The organism is Micromonospora globbae (assembly GCF_036184225.1).
GTDB classification, from domain to species: domain Bacteria; phylum Actinomycetota; class Actinomycetes; order Mycobacteriales; family Micromonosporaceae; genus Micromonospora; species Micromonospora globbae.
Genome location: NZ_CP108084.1, coordinates 3,812,403 through 3,832,603, shown reverse-complemented (window position 1 = coordinate 3,832,603; position 20,201 = coordinate 3,812,403). Strand labels below are relative to the sequence as shown.

24 protein-coding genes are annotated in these 20,201 nt (G+C 73.6%); 12 read left to right on the top strand and 12 right to left on the bottom strand.

The features are described from left to right. Nucleotides 1-12: 12 nt before the first annotated feature. Both OG994_RS16995 and sigB read right to left on the bottom strand, forming a co-directional pair. Entirely contained in the window at nucleotides 13-420 is a 408-nt protein-coding gene (locus tag OG994_RS16995; RefSeq protein ID WP_120331526.1) for a VOC family protein, read from the bottom strand. Between the two features lie 137 nt (nucleotides 421-557). Continuing rightward, nucleotides 558-1,574, bottom strand: coding sequence for an RNA polymerase sigma factor SigB (gene sigB / locus OG994_RS16990; RefSeq protein ID WP_396843392.1), 1,017 nt, complete (start codon nucleotides 1,572-1,574; stop codon nucleotides 558-560). A gap of 236 nt (nucleotides 1,575-1,810) precedes the next feature. Between sigB and OG994_RS16985 the strand changes: the two genes are divergently transcribed. Next, entirely contained in the window at nucleotides 1,811-2,599 is a 789-nt protein-coding gene (locus OG994_RS16985; RefSeq protein ID WP_120331525.1) for a sporulation protein, read from the top strand. 146 nt (nucleotides 2,600-2,745) lie between these two features. Here OG994_RS16985 and dtd read toward each other — a convergent pair whose 3' ends face one another. Together dtd and OG994_RS16975 are read right to left on the bottom strand one after the other, a co-directional pair. Next, nucleotides 2,746-3,168, bottom strand: coding sequence for a D-aminoacyl-tRNA deacylase (gene dtd, locus OG994_RS16980; protein WP_120331858.1), 423 nt, complete (start codon nucleotides 3,166-3,168; stop codon nucleotides 2,746-2,748). A gap of 55 nt (nucleotides 3,169-3,223) precedes the next feature. Continuing rightward, a complete protein-coding gene (locus tag OG994_RS16975; protein WP_328850293.1) occupies nucleotides 3,224-4,708 on the bottom strand; it encodes a DUF7782 domain-containing protein in 1,485 nt (494 codons plus the stop codon). A 188-nt stretch (nucleotides 4,709-4,896) separates the two neighbouring features. Between OG994_RS16975 and OG994_RS16970 the strand changes: the two genes are divergently transcribed. Together OG994_RS16970 and OG994_RS16965 are read left to right on the top strand one after the other, a co-directional pair. Then, the gene (locus tag OG994_RS16970; protein ID WP_120331859.1) at nucleotides 4,897-6,117 is read left to right on the top strand and encodes a S8 family peptidase; all 1,221 of its coding nucleotides are present in this window, start codon (nucleotides 4,897-4,899) and stop codon (nucleotides 6,115-6,117) included. A gap of 179 nt (nucleotides 6,118-6,296) precedes the next feature. Further along, a complete protein-coding gene (locus OG994_RS16965) occupies nucleotides 6,297-6,878 on the top strand; it encodes an HhH-GPD-type base excision DNA repair protein (RefSeq protein ID WP_120331860.1) in 582 nt (193 codons plus the stop codon). Nucleotides 6,879-6,917: 39 nt separating this feature from the next. Here OG994_RS16965 and OG994_RS16960 read toward each other — a convergent pair whose 3' ends face one another. Continuing rightward, nucleotides 6,918-7,229, bottom strand: coding sequence for a hypothetical protein (locus OG994_RS16960; protein ID WP_120331861.1), 312 nt, complete (start codon nucleotides 7,227-7,229; stop codon nucleotides 6,918-6,920). A 13-nt stretch (nucleotides 7,230-7,242) separates the two neighbouring features. Next, nucleotides 7,243-7,530: a hypothetical protein gene (locus OG994_RS16955; RefSeq protein WP_240033242.1), complete on the bottom strand. Its 288-nt coding sequence runs from the start codon at nucleotides 7,528-7,530 to the stop codon at nucleotides 7,243-7,245. A gap of 103 nt (nucleotides 7,531-7,633) precedes the next feature. Here OG994_RS16955 and OG994_RS16950 point away from each other — a divergent pair, with 103 nt between their 5' ends. Continuing rightward, nucleotides 7,634-7,993, top strand: a complete 360-nt coding sequence (locus OG994_RS16950; protein ID WP_192902303.1) for a DUF3099 domain-containing protein — start codon at nucleotides 7,634-7,636, stop codon at nucleotides 7,991-7,993. A 10-nt stretch (nucleotides 7,994-8,003) separates the two neighbouring features. Here the strand turns inward: OG994_RS16950 and OG994_RS16945 are convergent, their stop codons facing one another. Both OG994_RS16945 and OG994_RS16940 read right to left on the bottom strand, forming a co-directional pair. Next, nucleotides 8,004-8,903 carry a carbohydrate kinase family protein gene (locus OG994_RS16945; protein ID WP_120331864.1) on the bottom strand — a complete coding sequence of 300 codons (900 nt, stop codon included), beginning with the start codon at nucleotides 8,901-8,903 and terminating at the stop codon, nucleotides 8,004-8,006. Then, nucleotides 8,900-9,835, bottom strand: coding sequence for a pseudouridine-5'-phosphate glycosidase (locus tag OG994_RS16940; protein ID WP_328850292.1), 936 nt, complete (start codon nucleotides 9,833-9,835; stop codon nucleotides 8,900-8,902). The genes OG994_RS16945 and OG994_RS16940 overlap by 4 nt, the downstream gene beginning before the upstream one ends. Before the next feature lie 87 nt (nucleotides 9,836-9,922). Between OG994_RS16940 and OG994_RS16935 the strand changes: the two genes are divergently transcribed. The 3 genes from OG994_RS16935 to OG994_RS16925 all read left to right on the top strand — a co-directional run bounded on the left by OG994_RS16935 (nucleotide 9,923) and on the right by OG994_RS16925 (nucleotide 12,747). Beyond that, complete coding sequence (locus OG994_RS16935) at nucleotides 9,923-10,141, top strand: DUF3039 domain-containing protein (RefSeq protein ID WP_120331865.1); 219 nt, start codon at nucleotides 9,923-9,925, stop codon at nucleotides 10,139-10,141. 40 nt (nucleotides 10,142-10,181) lie between these two features. Then, nucleotides 10,182-10,838 carry a trimeric intracellular cation channel family protein gene (locus OG994_RS16930; protein ID WP_120331866.1) on the top strand — a complete coding sequence of 219 codons (657 nt, stop codon included), beginning with the start codon at nucleotides 10,182-10,184 and terminating at the stop codon, nucleotides 10,836-10,838. A gap of 175 nt (nucleotides 10,839-11,013) precedes the next feature. After that, complete coding sequence (locus OG994_RS16925) at nucleotides 11,014-12,747, top strand: DEAD/DEAH box helicase (RefSeq protein ID WP_328850291.1); 1,734 nt, start codon at nucleotides 11,014-11,016, stop codon at nucleotides 12,745-12,747. A 166-nt stretch (nucleotides 12,748-12,913) separates the two neighbouring features. Here the strand turns inward: OG994_RS16925 and OG994_RS16920 are convergent, their stop codons facing one another. Both OG994_RS16920 and OG994_RS16915 read right to left on the bottom strand, forming a co-directional pair. Continuing rightward, nucleotides 12,914-13,147: a DUF7455 domain-containing protein gene (locus OG994_RS16920; protein WP_120331868.1), complete on the bottom strand. Its 234-nt coding sequence runs from the start codon at nucleotides 13,145-13,147 to the stop codon at nucleotides 12,914-12,916. Nucleotides 13,148-13,392: 245 nt separating this feature from the next. Next, nucleotides 13,393-14,997, bottom strand: a complete 1,605-nt coding sequence (locus OG994_RS16915; protein WP_120331869.1) for an RNA polymerase sigma factor — start codon at nucleotides 14,995-14,997, stop codon at nucleotides 13,393-13,395. A gap of 291 nt (nucleotides 14,998-15,288) precedes the next feature. Between OG994_RS16915 and OG994_RS16910 the strand changes: the two genes are divergently transcribed. Next, nucleotides 15,289-16,107, top strand: a complete 819-nt coding sequence (locus OG994_RS16910; RefSeq protein WP_120331889.1) for an inositol monophosphatase family protein — start codon at nucleotides 15,289-15,291, stop codon at nucleotides 16,105-16,107. Between the two features lie 69 nt (nucleotides 16,108-16,176). Here OG994_RS16910 and OG994_RS16905 read toward each other — a convergent pair whose 3' ends face one another. Next, entirely contained in the window at nucleotides 16,177-16,692 is a 516-nt protein-coding gene (locus tag OG994_RS16905; protein WP_192902304.1) for a LytR C-terminal domain-containing protein, read from the bottom strand. A gap of 433 nt (nucleotides 16,693-17,125) precedes the next feature. On the opposite strand from OG994_RS16905, the gene OG994_RS16900 reads away from it, so the two are divergent. Next, nucleotides 17,126-17,422, top strand: coding sequence for a DUF4193 domain-containing protein (locus OG994_RS16900; protein ID WP_007075406.1), 297 nt, complete (start codon nucleotides 17,126-17,128; stop codon nucleotides 17,420-17,422). Between the two features lie 125 nt (nucleotides 17,423-17,547). Next, the gene (locus tag OG994_RS16895) at nucleotides 17,548-18,327 is read left to right on the top strand and encodes a hypothetical protein (RefSeq protein WP_328850290.1); all 780 of its coding nucleotides are present in this window, start codon (nucleotides 17,548-17,550) and stop codon (nucleotides 18,325-18,327) included. Nucleotides 18,328-18,342: 15 nt separating this feature from the next. Here OG994_RS16895 and OG994_RS16890 read toward each other — a convergent pair whose 3' ends face one another. Continuing rightward, complete coding sequence (locus tag OG994_RS16890; protein WP_328853734.1) at nucleotides 18,343-18,840, bottom strand: DUF3093 domain-containing protein; 498 nt, start codon at nucleotides 18,838-18,840, stop codon at nucleotides 18,343-18,345. An 88-nt stretch (nucleotides 18,841-18,928) separates the two neighbouring features. Here OG994_RS16890 and dut point away from each other — a divergent pair, with 88 nt between their 5' ends. Together dut and OG994_RS16880 are read left to right on the top strand one after the other, a co-directional pair. Next, nucleotides 18,929-19,441, top strand: a complete 513-nt coding sequence (gene dut, locus OG994_RS16885; RefSeq protein ID WP_120331872.1) for a dUTP diphosphatase — start codon at nucleotides 18,929-18,931, stop codon at nucleotides 19,439-19,441. Nucleotides 19,442-19,466: 25 nt separating this feature from the next. Continuing rightward, nucleotides 19,467-20,147: a DUF3710 domain-containing protein gene (locus OG994_RS16880; protein ID WP_120331873.1), complete on the top strand. Its 681-nt coding sequence runs from the start codon at nucleotides 19,467-19,469 to the stop codon at nucleotides 20,145-20,147. Nucleotides 20,148-20,201: the final 54 nt, after the last annotated feature.

Here is a 20,201-nt window from a genome sequence, read left to right as displayed (position 1 = left end):
GGCGGGGGCGGGTCAGGCGCGGCTGGAGATCTGCTGGACGGCCCACGAGTTGCCGTCCGGGTCCGAGAAGAAGACGAACCCGACGTTGTCCAGGGGGTGCGGGGTGGGGTTGGCGTTGCTTCCCAGCACCTGAATCTCGCTGACCGGTACGCCCCGGCCGACCAGCTCGGCGCGCGCCCGCTCGATGTCGGGCACCACCAGTTGCAGACCCTTGAGCGACCCGGGCGTCATCTCCGGGATCACCCCCGTGCCGAACACGATGGAGCAGCCCGATCCCGGGGGCGTGAGCTGCACGACCCGGCCGAGGCCGCCGATGGCCGTGTCGTGGTCGACGGTGAACCCGACCTGGTCGGCGTAGAACGCCTTGGCCCGGTCCACGTCGGACACGGGTACCACCACGACTTCCAACGTCCAGTTCATGCTGCGTCCCCTCACGCTGCCGGTGGAGCCGGTCACGCCTTGTTAGCCCACCCCGTCGGCCGGGTCAACCACCGCCGCGCCGGCGCACGCGACGGGCCCCGGCGAACCGCCGGGGCCCGAAGCCGTCAACGCCCTGGTCAGCAGGCGTACGCCTCCAGCCGCTGCGCCCGCTCCGGGGCGCGCAGCTTCAGCAGCGTGACCTTCTCGATCTGCCGGATCCGCTCGCGGGACAGGCCGAACTCCCGACCCACCTCGTCCAGCGTGCGCTGCCGGCCGTCGTCGAGGCCGAACCGCAGCCGGATGACCGCCTGCTCCCGCTGGGACAGGGTGGCGAGGACGATCCGGACCTCGTTGCGGAGTTCGCCCTGCGCCGAGGCGTCCCCCGGCTCGTCCCGCGGGTCGACGGCGGCCACGAAGTCGCCGAGCGCGCTCTCGCCGTCCTCGCCGACCGCCTGGTCCAGGCTCACCGGCTCCCGGTCGTACGAGATCAGCTCGATGACCTGGAACTCGGGGATGTCGAGGGCCCGGGCCACCTCGGCCACGGTGGGCTCGCGGCCCAGCGTCACCGACAGTTCCCGGCGGGCCCGGACCATCCGGTTGACCTGCTCCACCATGTGCACCGGGATGCGGATGGTGCGGGCCTGGTCGGCCATGGCGCGGGTGATGGCCTGGCGGATCCACCAGGTGGCGTACGTGGAGAACTTGTAGCCCTTGGCGTAGTCGAACTTCTCGACGGCGCGGATGAGGCCGAGGTTGCCCTCCTGGATCAGGTCGAGGAAGGCCATGCCGCGCCCGGTGTAGCGCTTCGCGATGCTGACCACCAGCCGGAGGTTCGCCTCGAGCAGATGGTCCTTGGCCGCCCGGCCCTCGGCCGCGATCAGTTCGAGGTCGGCGCGCAGCTCGGGGGAGACGGGGGTGCAGGTGGCGAGCTTCTCCTCGGCGAAGAGGCCGGCCTCGATCCGCTTGGCGAGCTCGACCTCCTGCGCCGCGGTGAGCAGCTTCGTGCGGCCGATCCCGTTGAGGTACGCCCGGACCAGGTCCGTGGAGACACCACGCTCGTCGGTGGCGTCCAGGTCGGTGACGACCTCGGCGCCCGGGTTCGTGTCCGTGCCCGCGGCCGGGCGCATCCGGTGCTCCGTCATCTGCAGGGCCATCTCTCGTCTCTCCCCGTGTCGTGCCATCCCGGCCCCAGTGGTGCCGGTGACACACAGCTTGGCGGGCGGGGCGTTAAACGGGAGTGAGGCGATCGGGGACCCGACAGGAATCCGGTCGGATCGCCGTGGCGCGGCCGGCCGGGGCGGGTGTGTCGGACGGGTCGTGTTGCCCGTCCCGGTTACGGTGCCAGCGACCGGCCGGCGTGGCCGGCCCGGTAGAGGCGACGGAGGATGTTGTGGTCTTCAAGCGGCTGATGCAGGCGATGGGCGTCGGCGGCCCGTCGGTGGAAACCGTGCTGGCCAACCCGAACTGCCGTCCGGGCGGCCAGCTCGAGGGCCGGATCCAGGTGATGGGCGGCGACCACCAGGTCGACATCGAGTACGTGGCGCTCGGGCTGCTCACCCGCGTCGAGGTGGAGAGCGGCGACAACGAGTACGACACCAACCAGGAGTTCCACCGTCAGCGGGTGACGGGCGCGTTCCGGCTGGAGCCCGGTCAGCGCTACGACATCCCGTTCCGCTTCGACGTGCCGTGGGAGACCCCGGTCACCGAGCTGTACGGGCAGCACCTGCACGGGATGACCATGGGGCTGCGTACGGAGCTGGAGGTGGCCCGGGCGGTGGACAAGGGCGACCTGGACCCGGTCGCCGTACACCCCCTGCCCGCCCAGGAGCGCCTGCTGGACGCGCTGCTGCGGCTCGGCTTCCGGTTCGCGCGGGCCGACGTGGAGCGCGGCCACATCTACGGCGTACGGCAGACGCTGCCGTTCTACCAGGAGATCGAGTTCCACCCCGCCCCGCAGTACGCCCGGGCCATCAACCAGCTGGAGGTCACCTTCATCGCCGACCCGCGGCAGATGCAGGTGGTGCTGGAGCTGGACAAGCGGGGTGGCCTGTTCACCGAGGGGCGGGACGCGTTCGGCCGGTTCACCGTCGACCACGCCACGGTCGACCAGGTGGACTGGGCCGCCCAGCTCGACGGCTGGCTGCGCCAGTCCCTCCAGCGCCGCGGCCTGTTCTTCTGACCCCACCCCCGACCACCCCGACCGCCCCCGGCCCCCCGGTCACCTCCGGTTGATCATGACGTTATCGCTGCGACACGCCGATCAGGCGGGCGACAACGTCATGATCAACCGTTTGGGACGGGTGGCCGGGGCGGCGGGTGGGGGAGTTACAGGTCCAGGAGGAGGGTGCGGGGGCCGACGTTGACGCTCTCCACCAGCATGTGCGCGCGGAACCGGCCGGTCTCCACCTTGGCGCCGCGTTCCCGCAGCGCCTCGACGACCGCCGTCACGAGCGGTTCGGCGACCTCCGCGGGGGCCGCGGCCGTCCAACTGGGGCGGCGGCCCTTGCGGGCGTCGCCGTAGAGGGTGAACTGGCTCACCACCAGGATCGGCGCCCCCGTGTCGGCCGCCGACCGCTCCTCGTCGAGGATGCGCAGCTCGTGCACCTTGCGCGCCATCGTCCGGGCGGTCTCGACCGTGTCGCCGTGGGTGACCCCGAGCAGGACGAGCAGGCCGTCGTCGATCGCGCCGACCACCTCGCCGTCGACCGTCACGCTGGCCCGGCCGACCGTCTGCACCACGGCCCGCATCAGCGCACCTCCCGTTCCGCCCGGACGTCCCGCCGCCCGCCTCCGCGGAGCCGCATCAGTCCACCACCGGCTCGATGATGCCGCGCTCCACGAGATGCGCCACGATCGGCCCCGCCGCCTCGGCCAGCTCGTCGACCGCCACGTCGTGCGCCGCCGCGAGCAGGGCGAGCTGGTCGCGCAGGGGCAACCGCCCGTCGCAGCCACCGACGAGCGCCAGCACCAGGGGGTCGATCTCCTCGGTCCAGCGCAGTCCGCGGGGCATGGCGAGCACCTGCCGGTCCACCGCCCAGCCCTCGTCGCCCATGGTCGCCTCCTGCCGCAGCTGGAGCCCCTCGGCGGCCCGGTAGCGCTCGGCGAGCAGCGCGTCGGCGTCGCGTACGCGCAGGAAGTGCTGGCGGTCGAACCAGGCGGCGATCCGGTCGCCCATCGGCGGCTCCACGCGTTGCCGCAGCTCCTCGACCCGGACGACGGGGTCGGCGTGCCCGGCGCGGCGCAGCGTGACGATGCCGAACCCGATCGCCTCCACCTTGTGCGCGTCGAACCAGTCGAGCCACTCGGCCATCCGCCGGGGGTCGGCCGTCTCGCCGACGTCGGTCAGCCACAGGTTGACGTACGCCATGGGGTCGGCCACCTCGCGCTGGATCACCCAGGCGTCCAGGCCGGTGCCGGCGAACCACCCGGCCACCCGCTCGTCCCACTCCTCGCCGGCGACGTGCACCCAGTTCGCCAGGTACTGCATGGTGCCGCCCTCGGTGAGCAGGTCCGGCGCGGCGGCGGCCAGTTCGGAGCCCATCGTGTCGCCGACCCGGCCCGAGTCTCGGTAGACGTGCGTCGTGGTGCCGGGGCCGACCACGAACGGGGGGTTGCTCACCACGAGGTCGAACCGGCGTCCGGCCACCGGCGTCACCATGTCGCCCTGGAGCAGCTCCCAGTGCTGGCCGTTGAGGGCGGCCGTGGTGGCGGCGAAGCGCAGCGCCCGGGGGGAGACGTCGGTGGCGGTCACCGAACGGGCGTGTGTGGACAGGTGCAGGGCCTGCACGCCGGAGCCGGTCCCCAGGTCCAGGGCGGTGGCGACCGGACGCCGGATGGTCGCGCCGATCAGCGTCTGGGTCGCCCCGCCGATGCCCAGCACGTGCTCGGCGTGCAGCGGGCGCCCCGGGCGGGCGCTGGCCGGCACGTCGGCGAGCACCCACCACTCGTCGCCGTACGGCTCCAGGTCCACGCCGGCGCGCAGCCCGTCGCCGTGCCGCTCGACGAGCCCGCCCGCGAGCGCCTCGGTCACGTCCAGCGGCGCGAGGGCGGCGGCCACCACGTCCTCGGGCTCGGTCTGGTCGCAGATGAAGACGCGGATCAGCGTGGCGAGCGGGTCGCGGTCCTCGGTCGCGCGCAGGGCGGCGCGGTAGTCGTTGCGGGCCACCCCGCCGGTCGCCTGCGGCCCGAGCCGGTCGGCGATGCCGTTGGAGGTGAACCGGGCCCGGGTGAGCGCGGTGCGGAGCGCCTCGACCCCGGCGGGGGAGAGCAGCATGTCGTGTTCGGCCACGTCGCCATCCTGCCTCGTGCCGCCGCGGCGGACGGGCCCACCCGTGACATCCGTACCGGCGGGGATATAAATAGAGAGTTATCTCTTTCAAGTTCATCGATGTGATGGCTACCATCTCCTCCACCATCCGTCGAGGGTGCGACCGCACGGCCGACCGGCCGGGGCGGCGCACCGTAGGGAGGCACACGATGCCAGCAGGGTCCGTTCCGCGGCGGCGTCTTCTCCGGACGCTCGCCGTCGCCGCCGGCGCGGCGGCCGTCGTCGCGGCCGTCACCACCCCCGCCACGGCGGCGCCCACCGGGGAGATCCGCGGCGCCTCGGCGCCGAACGCGATCAGCGGAAGCTACCTGGTCGTCCTGAAGGGTGACGCGGTCGGCGCCGCGGGCACCGCCACCGCCCGCGCCGCCGTGCCCGAGCGCGCCGGCGCGCTGGCCAAGCGGTACGGCGGCACCGTCGGCGACGTCTACAGCGCCGCGCTGACCGGCTTCAGCGTCCGGATGAGCGACGCGCAGGCCCGCCGCCTGGCCGCCGACCCGGCGGTGGCGTACGTGGAGCAGGACCAGGTGCTCACCGTCCAGGCCACGCAGACCAACCCGCCCTGGGGCCTGGACCGCATCGACCAGCGGACCCTGCCGCTGAGCGGCACCTTCACCTACCCGAACACGGCCTCCAACGTCCGGGCGTACATCATCGACACCGGCATCCGCACCACGCACACGCAGTTCGGTGGTCGCGCCACCTGGGGCACGAACACCGTGGACAGCAACAACACCGACTGCAACGGTCACGGCACCCACGTCGCCGGCACCGTGGGCGGCTCCACGTACGGGGTGGCCAAGCAGGTGCGGCTGGTCGCCGTGAAGGTGCTCAACTGCTCCGGCAGCGGCAGCACCACCAGCGTGGTGAACGGCGTGAACTGGGTCACCGCCAACGCGGTCCGGCCGGCGGTCGCGAACATGAGCCTCGGCGGCGGGGCCAGCACCGCCATCGACAACGCGGTGGCCAACTCGATCCGGGCGGGGATCACCTACGCGGTGGCGGCCGGCAACTCCAGCGCCAACGCCTGCAACTACTCGCCGGCGCGGACGCCCACGGCCATCACGGTCGGCTCCACCACCAACACCGACGCCCGCTCGTCGTTCTCCAACTACGGCTCCTGCGTGGACATCTTCGCGCCCGGCTCGGGAATCCTGTCCGCGTACCGGACCAGCGACACCGCCACCAGCACGCTGAGCGGCACCTCGATGGCCTCGCCGCACGTGGCCGGCGCCGCCGCGCTCCTGCTGTCGGCGAACCCGGGCCTGACCCCGGACCAGGTCAGCAGCTCGCTCACCAGCAACGCCACCACGGGCCGGGTCACCAACCCCGGCTCCGGCTCCCCGAACCGGTTGCTCTTCGTGGTCAACTGACGGCCGTGGCGGCCCGGCGGCGCCGCCGCCGGGCCGACCCACGCCCAACCGGCGGGCCGGCCGCGCACCGCCGGGCCGACCCACGCCCGGCCGGCGGGCGCCGACGTGGCCGGACCGGCGCGGCGCCCGGCGTGGGCCCGTTCCGCCACGGCGGGGCGGCTGTCTGGCAGCATGGCGCCATGGCGCTCACTCTCCCCATCGACCCGGCGGCGAACGACCTGCTCAACCGTGACGCGTTGGCCCGGGTCCTGGGCATGGTGCTCGACCAGCAGGTGCCGATGGAGAAGGCGTTCTCCTCGCCGTACGTGCTGGCGCAGCGGCTCGGGCACGACCTCGACGCCCGGGAACTGGCCGACTACGACCCGGAGGCGCTCGTCGCCCTGTTCGCCCAGCCGCCCGCCCTGCACCGGTTCCCGAAGGCGATGGCGGCCCGGGTGCAGGAGGTGTGCCGGGTGATCGTCGACCGGTACGACGGCGACGCCGCCCGGCTCTGGTCCGGCGTGACCGACGGCCGCGAACTGTTCGGCCGGATCGCCGAGCTGCCCGGCTTCGGCACGCAGAAGGCGCAGATCTTCCTCGCCCTGCTCGGCAAGCGCTTCGACGTCCGGCCCGAGGGCTGGCGGGAGGCGGCCGGCGGCTACGGCGACGCCGAGGCGTACCGCTCGGTGGCCGACGTCACCGACGCCGACTCCCTGCGGCGGGTGCGGGAGTACAAGCAGCAGATGAAGGCGGCCGCGAAGGCCCGGTCCACCCAGGGGTGACCCGCGGTGAGCCCGGCCCCGACCAAGGGCCGGGCCGGGTCAGGCGGCGGTCGGGTGGGCCAGGGAGGCGAGCGCCCGGCGGACGTCGGCGAGCGACACGGTCGCCGAGTCGTCGAGATCGGCGAGGCCGGCCTCGATCCACTGCCGCATCAGCGTGGTGACCCCGATGCCCCGGGCCTCGGCCGCGGCGCGCACCCGCTCGTACGTCTCCAGGGGCAACCGCACCGACCGGCTCACCATCGGCACGTCGGTGTCGGGGGTCGGCAGCGGCGCCGCGGGGCTCTCGTCGATCAGCTCCGCGAGCCGGTCGTCGCCGCTGTGGAACTGCTTCATCGCGTCGTCACGGTGCATCGTCACCGCCTCCTCATCGGCGATCTCTCCGCACGGCCTCGTCGTAGCGCTTCGACTCGACGTCGCTCAGCTCGCGGGCGGAGAGGATGTCCCAGTCGTTGTCGGTGCCGTCGGCCTCGGCGAGCAGCACGGCCAGCCGGCGGCCCCGCCGGGCGGCGGCGTAGACGACCATCACGTCGTCGCCCAGGTGGCGGATGACCCGCCGGGCGCTGTGCAGCGCCTCCCAGACTTCCCCCGGCGTGACGTCGTAGACCTTCAGGTTGGCCAGCGCCTCGTCGGTGAAGCTGAACCTGCTGCCCACGGCGGCAGCGTACCACGCACGTAACACGAATGCCGACCGCGCGGAAACTCGCTGATCACGGTCCCGGAGTGACAGGATGAGGCGTAATCCCCTCGAGGAGGTCGTGGTGAAACGTCAGGCGTACCAACCGATCCTGATCACCGACGCCTCACGCAGCCAGGACGATCAGCTCACCAGTCGTCAGCGGCGGTACGTGCTGATGATGGGCATCCGGGTGGCCTGTCTGGTCGTCGGTGCGATCCTGGTCGGCGCGCAGGCCCCCATGCTCTGGCTCTGGCTCCCGCTCTGCGTCCTCGGCATGGTGCTCATCCCGTGGCTCGCCGTCCTGCTGGCCAACGACCGGCCGCCGAAGGAGGAGCACCGGTTGGCCAACCGGCTACGCCCGCAGCACCGGGACGAGACGCCGCCCATGAGCATCACCGCCGAGGAACGCCCCCACAAGGTCATAGACGCCGAACTCTGACCGCTTCCGCTCAGGGCGCCGGACGGGCGCCGAGGGTGGAGACCGCCACCGCGCCGAGGTCCCCGGCCCGGGCCAGCGCCGCGTCCGGCGTCGCGCCGGACAGCCAGGCGGTCAGCAGACCCGCCGCGAACGCGTCCCCCGCGCCGGTGACGTCCACCACCGCGACCCGCCGGGCCGGCGCCGAGGCGAGCGTCCCCGTCCGGTCCGCCCAGACCGCGCCCGCGGCGCCGCGCTTCACCACCACCCGGTGAGCCGCCGCCGACAGGGCCCGCGCCTGGGCGGCCGGCTCCAGGCCGCCGGCCAGCACGGTCGCCTCGTCGGCGTTCACCAGCAGCAGGTCGACGTCGCGTACCCAGGCCAGGAACGCCGCGGCGCCGACGCGCCGCAGCGGGGCCGCGGACGCCGCGTCGACGCTCGTGGTGAGGCCGCGCCGGCGGGCGCCCGCCAGCGCCCGCAGGCCGGCGCCGCGCGACCCGGCGTCCAACAGGGTGTACGCGGACAGGTGCAGATGCCCCGCGTCGGGCACCGCCGCGAGGGCGTGCTCGACGTGTGCCACGCCCAGCCGCAGGTTCGCCCCGCGCTGGCTCACCATCGTCCGCTCCCCGTCGGTGGCCAGCACGATGACCGTGCCGGTCGGGGCGCCCTCGACGCGTTCGACCGCGCAGTCGACGCCCGCGGCCTCCAGCTCGGCCACCCGGTCGCGCCCTTCCGGGTCGTCGCCGACGGCCGCGACCAGGGTGACGGGCGCGCCCTGGGCGGCCAGCCAGGCGGCCGTGTTGGCCGCCTGACCGCCGCCGCTCACGCGGATCTGGGCGGGGGTGTCCGAGCCGGTGGCCAGCGGCCCGGAGAGCGCGGCGACGACGTCGGTGATCACGTCGCCGACGACGACGATCCGGGGGAGGGGGCTCATTCGGGGGAGTCGGCCCGGCGGGCGGCGGCGGCCACCGCGATCCGCGCGGCCAGGTCGGCGTTGCGCAGGATGATCCGTACGTTGACCGCGAGGCTGGCGCCCTCGGTGGCCGAGTGGAAGTGGGCCAGCAGGAACGGCGTCACCGCCTTGCCAGTCACCCCGTCGCGCTGGAGCAGGGCCAGGCCGTCGGCGAGCGTGCGGTCGTGCAGGTCGGGGTCGAGCTGCTCGTCGACCGGGAGCGGGTTCGCCACCACCAGGCCGCCGCCGTGCAGGCCGTGCTGCTCCCGGGCGGCGAGCACGTCGGCCACCTGCTCCGGGGAGTCCACCGACCAGTCGAGGTCGAAGCCCCCGTCGGTGAGGTAGAAGCCGGGGAAGCGGCGGGTGCGGTAGCCCACCACGCTCACGCCGAGCGTCTCCAGGCGTTCCAGCGTGGCGCCCACGTCGAGGATCGACTTGACGCCCGCGCAGACCACGGCGATCGGGGTGCGGGCCAGGGTCGTGAGGTCCGCCGACTCGTCGAACGTCTGCGCCGCCTCCCGGTGCACCCCACCGAGACCGCCGGTCGCGAACACCCCGATCCCCGCCGCGGCGGCCACCGCGCTGGTCGCCGCCACGGTCGTGGCGCCGTCGGCGCCGGTCGCCGCGGCGACGGCGAGGTCGCGGACGGAGAGCTTGGCCACCCCGTCGACGGTGGCGAGCCGGGTGAGCTGGGCGTCGTCGAGCCCGACCACCAGTTCGCCGCCGACCATGCCGATGGTGGCCGGCACGGCGCCGGCGTCGCGGACCGTCGCCTCGATCTGGCGGGCCACCCGCAGGTTCTCCGGTCGCGGAAGACCGTGCGAGACGATGGTGCTCTCCAGGGCCACGACGGGACGCCCGTCGCGCAGGGCGTCGGCCACCTCGGCGCCGTAACGGATGTGAAAGTTGGTCACGGTGATCACCGTACGGCCCGCCCCGGATCGGGGTGAAGTGGACCGCACCGCGGTGAGCTGCCAAACTTGTCGGTCGGAGGTGCAGACGTGAGTACTCAGGTTCTCGAGCGTCCCGAGCTGAAGGACGCCGACACCGGTCCAGAGATGTTCCACTACGTCCGCAAGGACAAGATCGCCGAAAGTGCCGTGATGGGCACGTTCGTCGTCGCGCTCTGCGGCGAGACCTTTCCGGTGACCAAGGCCGCGAAGCCGGGTTCGCCGGTGTGCCCGAAGTGCAAGGAGATCTACGACTCCTGGGACGACTGAACCAGGGCACCCGTCCGGGTCCCCCGCGTAGCCTTCGGCGGTGACCACCTCCACCGCCCTGCTCATCGCGGACCTCGTCGGTGTCGCGGTCTTCGCCGCCTCGGGCGCCTCCGCCGCGGTGGCCAAACGCCTCGACCTCTTCGGCGTCGTCTTCGTGGGGTTCGTGGCCGCCCTGGGCGGTGGCATCTTCCGTGACCTCGTCGTCGACGAGGTGCCGCCGCTGGCCTTCGCCGACTGGCGCTACGCCACCGCGGCGGCCCTCACCGCCGCCGCGGTCTTCTGGCTGCACCCCCAGCTCGCCCGGCTGCGGACCACCGTGCTCGTGCTGGACGCGGCCGGGCTCGCGCTCTTCACCGTCACCGGCACGCTCAAGGCGCTCGACGCGCACGTCCCGCCGTTCGGGGCCTGCGTGATCGGCATGCTCAGCGGCATCGGCGGGGGGCTGGGCCGCGACCTGCTCACCGGGGAGATCCCGGTGGTGCTGCGCCGGGAGATCTACGCGGTGGCCGCGTTCGCCGGGGCGGTCATGGTGGCGGTGCTGCACGGTGCCGGGCAGGTCGGCCCGCTGCCGCTCGCCGTGGCGGCGGTGCTGATCTTCGTACTGCGGCTGGTGGCGCTGCGCCGGCGCTGGGCGGTGCCGGTGGCCACGCTGCGACCGCCACGCACCGGCGACCCGGGAGCCGGGCCGCGATGGTGACGATGGCAACGCTGTGCCGCACGTGACCGTGGCGTCGCCTGTGGCCGGCGGTCCCGCTGGTTATGCTGAGTCGGCCTTCGCGGCATCTTCTGCGCGGAGGCGTTTTCATGGGCGGTGCGGCCCGGTGGCCCTTCGCACCGGGTCCGCCTTCGTGCGGTCGGAGAGGAGCCTTCGCGTGGCAGCCCCGTTGCCGGCGATCGAGACGTTTCCGGCACTACGCGCCTGGCAGCGCAAGGCGCTGGTGGAGTACCTGCGCCGGCGCTCCGAGGACTTCATGGCGGTGGCCACCCCCGGCGCCGGTAAGACCACCTTCGCGTTGCGGATCGCCGCCGAGCTGCTCGTCGACCGCACGGTCGACGCCGTCACGGTGGTCGCCCCGACCGAGCACCTGAAGAAGCAGTGGGCGCAGGCCGCCGCCCGGGTCGGCATCCAGCTCGACGCGGCGTTCCGCAACGCCGACGTGCACTCGTCGGCCGACTTCCACGGCGCCGTGGTCACGTACGCCCAGGTCGGCATGGCCCCGCAGGTGCACCGCCGGCGCACCATGACCCGGCGCACCCTCGTCATCCTCGACGAGATCCACCACGCGGGCGACTCCCGATCCTGGGGCGACGGGGTGAAGTCGGCCTTCGAGCCCGCCGTACGGCGCCTCATGCTCACCGGCACCCCGTTCCGCTCCGACGACAACCCGATCCCGTTCGTGACCTACGAGCGGGGCGAGGACGGGCTGCTGCGGTCGCGCGCCGACTCCGTCTACGGCTACTCCGAGGCGCTGCGCGACGGCGTGGTCCGGCCGGTGCTCTTCCTCGCGTACTCCGGGGAGACCCGCTGGCGGACGAACGCCGGCGAGGAACTCGCGGCCCGGCTCGGCGAGCCGATGACCCAGGACCTGATCGCCCAGGCCTGGCGGACCGCCCTGGACCCGGCCGGCGACTGGATGCCGCAGGTCCTGCGGGCCGCGGACGCCCGACTCACCGTGCTGCGCAACGCGGGAATGCCCGACGCCGGCGGGCTGGTGATCGCCAGCGACCAGCAGGCCGCCCGCGCGTACGCCAAGCTCATCGAGCAGGTGACGGGCGAGAGGGCGGCCGTGGTGCTCTCCGACGACGCGGGCGCCTCCGCGCGGATCGCCACGTTCGCGGCGTCCGAGCAGCGGTGGCTGGTCGCCGTGCGGATGGTCTCGGAGGGGGTGGACATCCCCCGCCTCGCCGTGGGCGTGTACGCCACCAGCGCGAGCACCCCGCTCTACTTCGCCCAGGCGATCGGGCGGTTCGTCCGGGCCCGCCGCCCCGGGGAGACGGCCTCGGTCTTCCTGCCCAGCGTGCCGCACCTGCTGGGCCTGGCGAGCGAGATGGAGGCCGCCCGCGACCACGTGCTCGGCAAGCCGAAGGAGCGCGAGGGCTTCGACGACGACCTGCTCGAACGGGCCCAGCGCGACGACCAGGCCAGCGGTGAACTGGAGAAGAGGTTCGCGGCGCTCTCCGCCACGGCGGAGCTGGACCAGGTGATCTTCGACGGCGCCTCGTTCGGCACGGCGGCCCAGGCCGGTACGCCCGAGGAGGAGGAGTACCTGGGCCTGCCCGGCCTGCTCACCGCCGACCAGGTCGCCCTGCTGCTGTCGAAGCGGCAGGCCGAGCAACTGGCCGCCCAGCGCCGCAGGGCGGCCGCCAAACCGGCCGAGAGCGCCCGTGACGCGGCGGCCGCGCCGCCGGCGCCGATGAGTGCCGCCCAGCGGCGGGTGGCGCTCCGGCGGCAGCTGAACGCGCTCGTGGCCGCCCGGCACCACCGTACGGGCCAGCCGCACGGCAAGATCCACGCCGAGCTGCGCCGGCTGTGCGGCGGGCCGCCGAGCGCGCAGGCCACCATCGAGCAGCTCGAGGAGCGCATCGCCACGGTGCAGACCCTCTGACGGGTGGTCCCGGCCGGGCCGGTCGGCGTGTGGAGACCGGGTCCCGGGAGCCGACGCGGACCTCCTGGTCACGCCGGACGGGATGGGAAGCCCGGGAGGACGACGAAGCCGGCCGGGGCCCCGAAAGGGCCCCGGCCGGCTTCGTCGTTATGTGTGGTTACGGGTCTCAGTTCGCCATCAGATCGGCGCCACGCCAGGTGAACTCGGGGTCCGTCGCGTACCGCACCGTGATCTTCACGAGATCCTCGGCGTACTTGTTCGCGTGGTGCCCACAGAACACCAGCTCGCCCCCGCCGGCCAGAGTGATGCGGAGCTTGCCGGCAGCATTGCAGCGGTCGCACCGTTCATCGGCGGCCGGGGGGCTCACCGTCTCGGGCGGCGGCGTGAGGGTCGGGGTCATCGCCTTCCTCCTCTGGTCGTCACCGATGAACAATCTCTTCGGTCGTTGCTCACCTATCCTGCAACATCCTTGTCGCGCCTGGCCTTCCCTGTGTGCCCGCGGGGGACCGAGGTCACACATGACAGGCACAGTGTGCCGTGCCCCAAGGGTGCCACGTCAACGATCACAATCGTGCAACCGGCGGATCACCATCAGGTGTTGCACAGCTGGTGATCAAAACGACACGCCGGGTTGACGATTGAGGGTCAGTCCAGGTAATCCCGGAGGACCTGCGACCGCGACGGGTGGCGGAGCTTGGACATGGTCTTCGACTCGATCTGCCGGATCCGCTCCCGGGTCACCCCGTAGACCTGGCCGATCTCGTCCAGCGTGCGCGGCTGGCCGTCGGTGAGGCCGAAGCGCAGGCGTACCACACCCGCCTCACGCTCGGAGAGCGTCTGGAGCACCTGCTGGAGCTGGTCCTGCAGCAGGGAGAACGAAACCGCGTCGACCGCGACCACGGCCTCCGAGTCCTCGATGAAGTCACCGAGCTGGCTGTCACCCTCGTCGCCGATGGTCTGGTCCAGCGAGATGGGCTCCCGGGCGTACTGCTGGATCTCCAGCACCTTCTCCGGTGTGATGTCCATCTCCTTGGCCAGCTCCTCCGGGGTGGGCTCGCGGCCCAGGTCCTGGAGAAGCTCACGCTGGATCCGGCCGAGCTTGTTGATCACCTCGACCATGTGCACCGGGATGCGGATGGTGCGGGCCTGGTCGGCCATGGCGCGGGTGATGGCCTGGCGGATCCACCAGGTGGCGTACGTGGAGAACTTGTAGCCCTTGGTGTAGTCGAACTTCTCGACGGCGCGGATGAGGCCGAGGTTGCCCTCCTGGATCAGGTCGAGGAAGGCCATGCCGCGCCCGGTGTAGCGCTTCGCGAGCGAGACGACCAGCCGCAGGTTGGCCTCGAGCAGGTGGTTCTTGGCCCGCTCGCCGTCGCGCGAGATCCAGAGGAGGTCGCGCTCCATCTCGCGGCTGAGCTTCTCCTCGCCCTCCTCGGCGGCGCGCAGCCGCTCGGCGGCGTAGAGCCCGGCCTCGATCCGCTTGGCGAGCTCCACCTCCTGCTCGGCGTTGAGGAGGGGAACCTTGCCGATCTGCTTCAGGTACGCCCGGACGGAGTCGGCGGAGGCGGTCAGCTCGGCGTCGCGCCGGGCCTGCTTGAGGGCCTCGGACTCCTCGTCGTCCCACTCGAAGTCGTTGTCGCTGGCGGAGTTCGCCGCGTCGGCCTCGGCGGCCTGGGTGAGCTCGGCCGGCTCGTCGACGACCACGTCCTCGATCTCGGCGGCGAGGTCCTCCGGATCGATGTCGCCCTCGGCCTCGTCACCCTTGGCCTTCGCGGGCGCGGCCTTGGCCTTGCCGGCCGCCGCGACGGTCGCCTTGGTGGCCTTCGTGGCCTTGGTCGCCTTGGCCGGGGCCGCGGCCTTGGCCACCTCGGCGGTGGTGCCGGCGCTCTTGCGCGCGGCGGCCTTCCGCGGGGCGGGGGCCGGCGCCTCGTCGGCGGCGGGCGCCTGCTTCGGCGCCGGGGCGGCGGCCTTCTTGGTGGTCTTGGCGGTGGTGGCCCGGGACGCCGGGGTGGCGGAGCGGGCGGCGGCGACCCGGCGGCGGGTGCTGGCCGATCCGTCCACGACCACGGTCACTCCCGCCTCGGAGAGCGCCCGCAGGATCTTCTTGGCCTGGGCCGGAGTCACCTCGGCGGACTCGACGGTGCGCGCGAGCTGGGCCGACGTCAGCTGGCCGCCGGCGCTCTGCGCGTGGGCGATCAGGGTGTCGGTGAGCGAGCGTACGTCGGCGCCGGTCTGGCGGGGTTCTGTCACGAATGACCTTCCGGAGGCGAAGAGCGAGCACGGCCGGGTCGTCCGGCGCAGCAGGGGCCACCGCGCCGGGCGATGTGGTTGAGGAACCCCCGTGTCCCGGGCCGGCCGGTCACCGGGCGGTCCGTGGCGCGTGGGCAGGGGTGAATTGTAACGCCGTCTGCGGCGATCATCCTGCGCCGCACGGCGTATCGGGTTGCCGGGACCGCCGATTCGACGCAGATGTGGACTTTGTAAGGATGATACCCGCGCGTGAGCCGGAACGTCCCGGTCGTGCGGGAAGGGGACGAGGGGATGCAGGGTACGGCGCCGTCACCACGAGAACTGCTGGAGATCGCGGTCGAGGTGGCCCGCGACGCCGCCGCCACGGCGCACCGGATGCGGGCCGAGGGCGTCTCGGTGGCCGCGACCAAGAGCACGGTCACCGACGTGGTGACCGCCGCCGACCGGGCGGTGGAACGGCAGGTCCTCGACACGCTGCGCCGGCTGCGGCCCGCCGACGCCGTGCTGGGCGAGGAGTACGGGGCGGGCGCCACGGAGGCGGGGCCCGGCGGCGTGCGGTGGATCGTCGACCCGATCGACGGCACCGTCAACTACCTCTACGGGCTGCCGTACTGCGCCGTCTCGCTCGCCGCCGAGGTCGACGGGCAGGTGGTCGCCGGGGTCGTGCGCAACGTGGTCACCGGCGAGGAGTGGACGGCGACCGCCGGCGGCGGCGCGTGGCGTGACGGCGAGCGGCTGCGCTGCTCCACCGAGACCGACCTGGGCCAGACGCTCGTCGCCACCGGCTTCGGCTACGACCCCAAGCGCCGGGCGCACCAGGCGCGGGTGGTGGCCGAACTGATCCCGCACGTCCGCGACATCCGCCGCTTCGGTGCCGCCTCGCTGGACCTCTGCCTGACCGCGGAGGGCCGGTTCGACGCCTACTACGAGAAGGGGCTCAACGCCTGGGACCACGCGGCCGGCGGACTGGTCGCCACCGAGGCCGGGCTCCGGGTGGCCGGGCTCGGCGGCCGCCCGCCCGGACCGGACCTGGTGATCGCGGCCCCGCCGGCGCTCTTCGCGCCGCTGCACGACCGGCTCGCCGACCTGGACGCCTCCGGCGGCCCGTGACCCCGCTGCGCGGCGCGGCTGCCGGCGCCCGCCGTGGACGGGCCGGTGCGGGACGGGCGGCGGGGCGCGCTACTGGTCGACGGGGGCGGGGCAGGTGCCGGGGGGCGCCTCCGGCGAGCCGAGGTCGCCGAGGGACTGGTTCACCTCGGTGGTGGTGGCCAACTGCTGGAAGGCGCCGCCGAGCACCACGTCGACGGTGTCGTCCTTGCGCTCGACCTGGAAAACCAGCTTGGCGTTGTCCAGGAAGTACGCGCGCAGCAGGTGGGCCGAGCCGACGCCCTTCGGGCCGTACCGCAGCACCGCGATGTTCTCGATCGGGTTCTTCTCGCTGGCGACCTTCTTCACCTGGAACTGCCGGTTGGTGAACTCGTCGGCGACCTGGCGGGCGAGGCCGGGCTGGTCCGTGCCGTTGAGCACGTTGATCTTCACGTCCTTGCGCTCGCGGAGCGTGACGTCGGCGAGCGGCCAGCCCTCCGGGCAGCCCTTGGCGCCGCCCGCGTTGCTCTGTGTGTCGCGTACCAGCGCGACCACGACGAAGACCATGGCGAGGACCGCCAGCAGACCGACGACAACGAGTGCCCGCACTCGCGCAAAACTCATCTGGGCGCTCCCCGGACTCCAGGTGGGTGGCGGCGGCCGCCGGCGTCCGCGCCGCCCGCCGGCCGTCGGGTACGCCGCTGAGGTTAACGGTTGTCCGACCGTCGCGTGGAAACAGCCGGACATGCCGGCGCGCCATCGGTGAACCGGGTACTACTACCCCTATCTTCGTGTCGCCTGAGTCACATTGGGAACAACTTGCCGTGCGGGGGCGTACATCTCTGCCACGAGGGCGGTATACATGCCTCGCCCGAAGGGGGGGTAAGGTACCGCGCTCGCTGGGGGAGTTTCCTGGCGGGCCCGACCGGCGGGTGTTGTCGGGTCGGGTGACCGACACAACGGGTGGCCGGCCAGCGGAACCGAAACAGCGTCGTCCGGCGTTACAACCGTACGACCACATCGATATGGGAGAGTGAAACCGATGGCCACCGACTACGACGCTCCGCGTCGCGACGAGGTCGACCTCGGCGAGGACAGCCTGGAAGAGCTCAAGGCCCGGCGGGTCGACTCACAGTCGGGCGCCGTGGACGTCGACGAGGCCGAGGTGGCCGAGAGCTTCGAGCTGCCCGGCGCCGACCTGGCCGACGAGGAGCTCACCGTCAAGGTGCTGCCCATGCAGCAGGACGAGTTCCGCTGCGCCCGCTGCTTCCTGGTGCACCACCGCAGCCAGCTGGCGGTCGAGCGCAACGGCGAGCTGATCTGTCGCGAGTGCGTCTGACCTCGGTCCACCCCAGCGGCGGCCTCCCGATCGGGGCCGCCGCTGTCGGCGTCGCCATGCGGCGCTGGTGTGGAACTGCTTGACTCGCAACGGGGGGCGAGTCGGCGATCCGGGAGGACGAGGGCATGGGCGAGCGAGGCGACGCGTCGGAGGAGCTCGGCGCCACCGTGGCGGCGCTGACGGCCGACGACCTCGCTCCGAAACGTCGCCGTCAGCTGCTCGGCCGGCTCGTGGGGCAGGCCCGGGCGCGCGGGCTGGGTGACCTCTTCAAGCCCCGGGCCGCCGTCCGCTGGATGGTGGACACGGTCGCCGAGATCGCGCCGCACGTGCCGGTCCGCGACCTCGCCACCCTGCGGCGGCACTTCGAGGGGCTGGACGACGAGGCCCTCGCCGAGCGGCTGGTCCGCAACGCCGCCCGGGCGACGGCCGGGGTGGGCGCGGCCGGGGGCGGCGTCGCCGCCGTCGAGTGGGCCGCCACCCCGACGCTGCTGTCCGCCCCGGTGCTGCTGGCGGCCGAGACGATCGCCGTCGTGGCGGTGGAGCTGAAGCTCATCGGCGAGCTGCACGAGGTGTACGGCGTCCCGCTGCCCGAGGGCCGCGGCCAGCGCGCCGTCGCGCTGGTGCACGGCTGGGCCACCCAGCGCGGCGTGAACCCGATGATGCCGGGCGCCGGCGTCGGCGCCGTGCTCGGCACGGCCGCCCGCCGCGAGCTGCGGGACACCCTGCTGCGCCGTTTCGGCCGCAACCTCACCACGTTGGGGCCGTTCCTGACCGGGGCCGCCGTCGCGAGCTACCTCAACCGCCGGGCCACCCGGGCACTCGGCGACCAGGTCCGCGACGACCTGCGGCGCAAGCGCCGGGCGCTGCCCGGTCTGCCACCACGGTCACTGCCCGACGCGCCCTGACGCGCGCGGCGACGGTCAGCGGGCGGCGTCGCGGGCGGCCAGGATCGCCTCGGCCAGCTCGACGGGGCGGCGGGTGCTCACCACCCAGAACGGGGTGGGGTCGGCGGGATCGTCCAGCACCACCTGCACGGCGCCGCTGATCCACGGACGCTGCACCACGAACGCCAGCGGGTCGGCGCCGACACCGAGCACCTCGCGCCGCCCGGCGGCGTCCAGCGGGACCACGTCGGCGACGTACCGCACCGGGAGCCGGGCGTCGTCGACGAGCAGCTCGCCGTCGCGGACCGCGACCCGGATCCGGCCCAGCCACCACAGCCCCGCTGCGGCGGACGGCAGCAGCACCGCGAACGGCAGCCAGGAGCGCAGCCCCGGCGCGCCCATCCACAGCTCGGCGGCGAGCAGGCCGGCGGCCGCCAGCCCGGCCAGCCACAGCCACCAGGACAGGCCGAGGCGCTCGGCGTACGCCGAGCGGGCCGCAACGGGGGGCGCGGACGAGGGCGAGGACGGCGACAGGCTCACAGTCCGAGGGTACGGCGGACGGCGGGCCGGGTACCCGGCAGGATGGCAGGGTCACCGCCGTACCGGACGGAAGAGGGGAACCGTGACCGACGTCGTACCCGTGCCCGTACGGCAGCTCGATCCCGAGCTGCCGCTCCCGGCGTACGCCCATCCGGGCGACGCGGGGGCCGACCTGATGGCCGCCACGGACGTGGAGCTGCCGCCCGGCGGGCGCGCCCTGGTACCGACCGGGGTGGCGGTCGCCCTGCCGGAGGGGTACGTGGGCCTGGTGCACCCCCGGTCGGGTCTCGCGGCCAGGCTCGGTGTGACGGTGCTCAACGCGCCCGGTACGGTCGACGCCGGCTACCGGGGCGAGATCCTGGTGAACCTGATCAATCATGATCCGGTCGCTCCCGCCAAGATCTCCCGGGGCGACCGGATCGCCCAGCTCGTCGTCCAGCGGGTGGCGCGGGCCGAGTTCCAGCCGGTGGCCGAGCTGCCGCCGTCCCGGCGCGGGACGGGCGGGCACGGCTCCACCGGCGGGCACGCCGGTCTGGTGCCGCCGCCGGCCGACCCGCCGGGTGCCGACCGGCGCAGCGAAGAGGTGACAGGGTGAGCGTGAACAGCGGAGGGTGGACGCAGTGATCTTCTCCCGGAAGCGGGCCGCCGGGCGGCACGCCCGCGACGAGCGGACCACCGAGGTCCTCGACGACAACCAGGCCGAGGAGGCGAGCCCGCCGACCCTCACCCGCGGCCCGTACGACATCTCCGAGGCGCCGTCCGGGGTGACCCGGCTCGATCTCGGCAGCCTGCACATCCCCGCGGTCCCCGAGGTGGAGGTGCGGGTGCAGGCCGACCAGCAGGGCGTCATCCAGCAGGTGGTGCTGGTGCACGGGCAGAACGCCCTGCAGCTCGGCGTCTTCGCCGCGCCCCGGTCCGAGGGGATCTGGGACGAGGTGCGGGAGGAGATCCGCCAGTCGCTGTTCAACGACGGCGCGGCGGCCCAGGAGGTCGAGGGCGACTACGGCACCGAGCTGCGGGCCCGGGTGCGTACCCCCGACGGCACGACCGACCTCCGTTTCGTCGGCATCGACGGCCCCCGGTGGATGGTGCGCGGCGTCTACCAGGGCGCCGCGGCGGTCGACCCGGCGGCGGCCGGCCCGCTGGCCGCGTGCCTGGAGGGGCTCGTCGTCGACCGGGGCCAGGAGGCCAAGCCGGTGCGCGAGCCGCTGCCGCTGCGGTTGCCGCGGGAGATGGCCGACCAGGCCCGGCCGGAGCCGTCCCCGGACGGCGGGCGCCCGGCCGAGCCGCGGCAGGTCTGACCGCGGGGTCACCGGACCGCCGGGACCGCTCCGGTCGGCGTACGCTGGCGGGAC

Excerpts from the sequence above, each read along its gene's own strand:
- OG994_RS16895 (WP_328850290.1), top strand. The coding sequence starts at position 17,548 with ATGGGCGAGCGAGGCGACGCGTCGGAGGAGCTCGGCGCCACCGTGGCG.
- OG994_RS16965 (WP_120331860.1), top strand. The coding sequence starts at position 6,297 with ATGGCGCTCACTCTCCCCATCGACCCGGCGGCGAACGACCTGCTCAAC.
- OG994_RS16910 (WP_120331889.1), top strand. The coding sequence starts at position 15,289 with ATGCAGGGTACGGCGCCGTCACCACGAGAACTGCTGGAGATCGCGGTC.
- OG994_RS16995 (WP_120331526.1), bottom strand. The coding sequence starts at position 420 with ATGAACTGGACGTTGGAAGTCGTGGTGGTACCCGTGTCCGACGTGGAC.
- OG994_RS16920 (WP_120331868.1), bottom strand. The coding sequence starts at position 13,147 with ATGACCCCGACCCTCACGCCGCCGCCCGAGACGGTGAGCCCCCCGGCC.
- sigB (WP_396843392.1), bottom strand. The coding sequence starts at position 1,574 with ATGGCCCTGCAGATGACGGAGCACCGGATGCGCCCGGCCGCGGGCACG.
- OG994_RS16960 (WP_120331861.1), bottom strand. The coding sequence starts at position 7,229 with ATGCACCGTGACGACGCGATGAAGCAGTTCCACAGCGGCGACGACCGG.
- dtd (WP_120331858.1), bottom strand. The coding sequence starts at position 3,168 with ATGCGGGCCGTGGTGCAGACGGTCGGCCGGGCCAGCGTGACGGTCGAC.
- OG994_RS16945 (WP_120331864.1), bottom strand. The coding sequence starts at position 8,903 with ATGAGCCCCCTCCCCCGGATCGTCGTCGTCGGCGACGTGATCACCGAC.
- OG994_RS16900 (WP_007075406.1), top strand. The coding sequence starts at position 17,126 with ATGGCCACCGACTACGACGCTCCGCGTCGCGACGAGGTCGACCTCGGC.
- OG994_RS16970 (WP_120331859.1), top strand. The coding sequence starts at position 4,897 with ATGCCAGCAGGGTCCGTTCCGCGGCGGCGTCTTCTCCGGACGCTCGCC.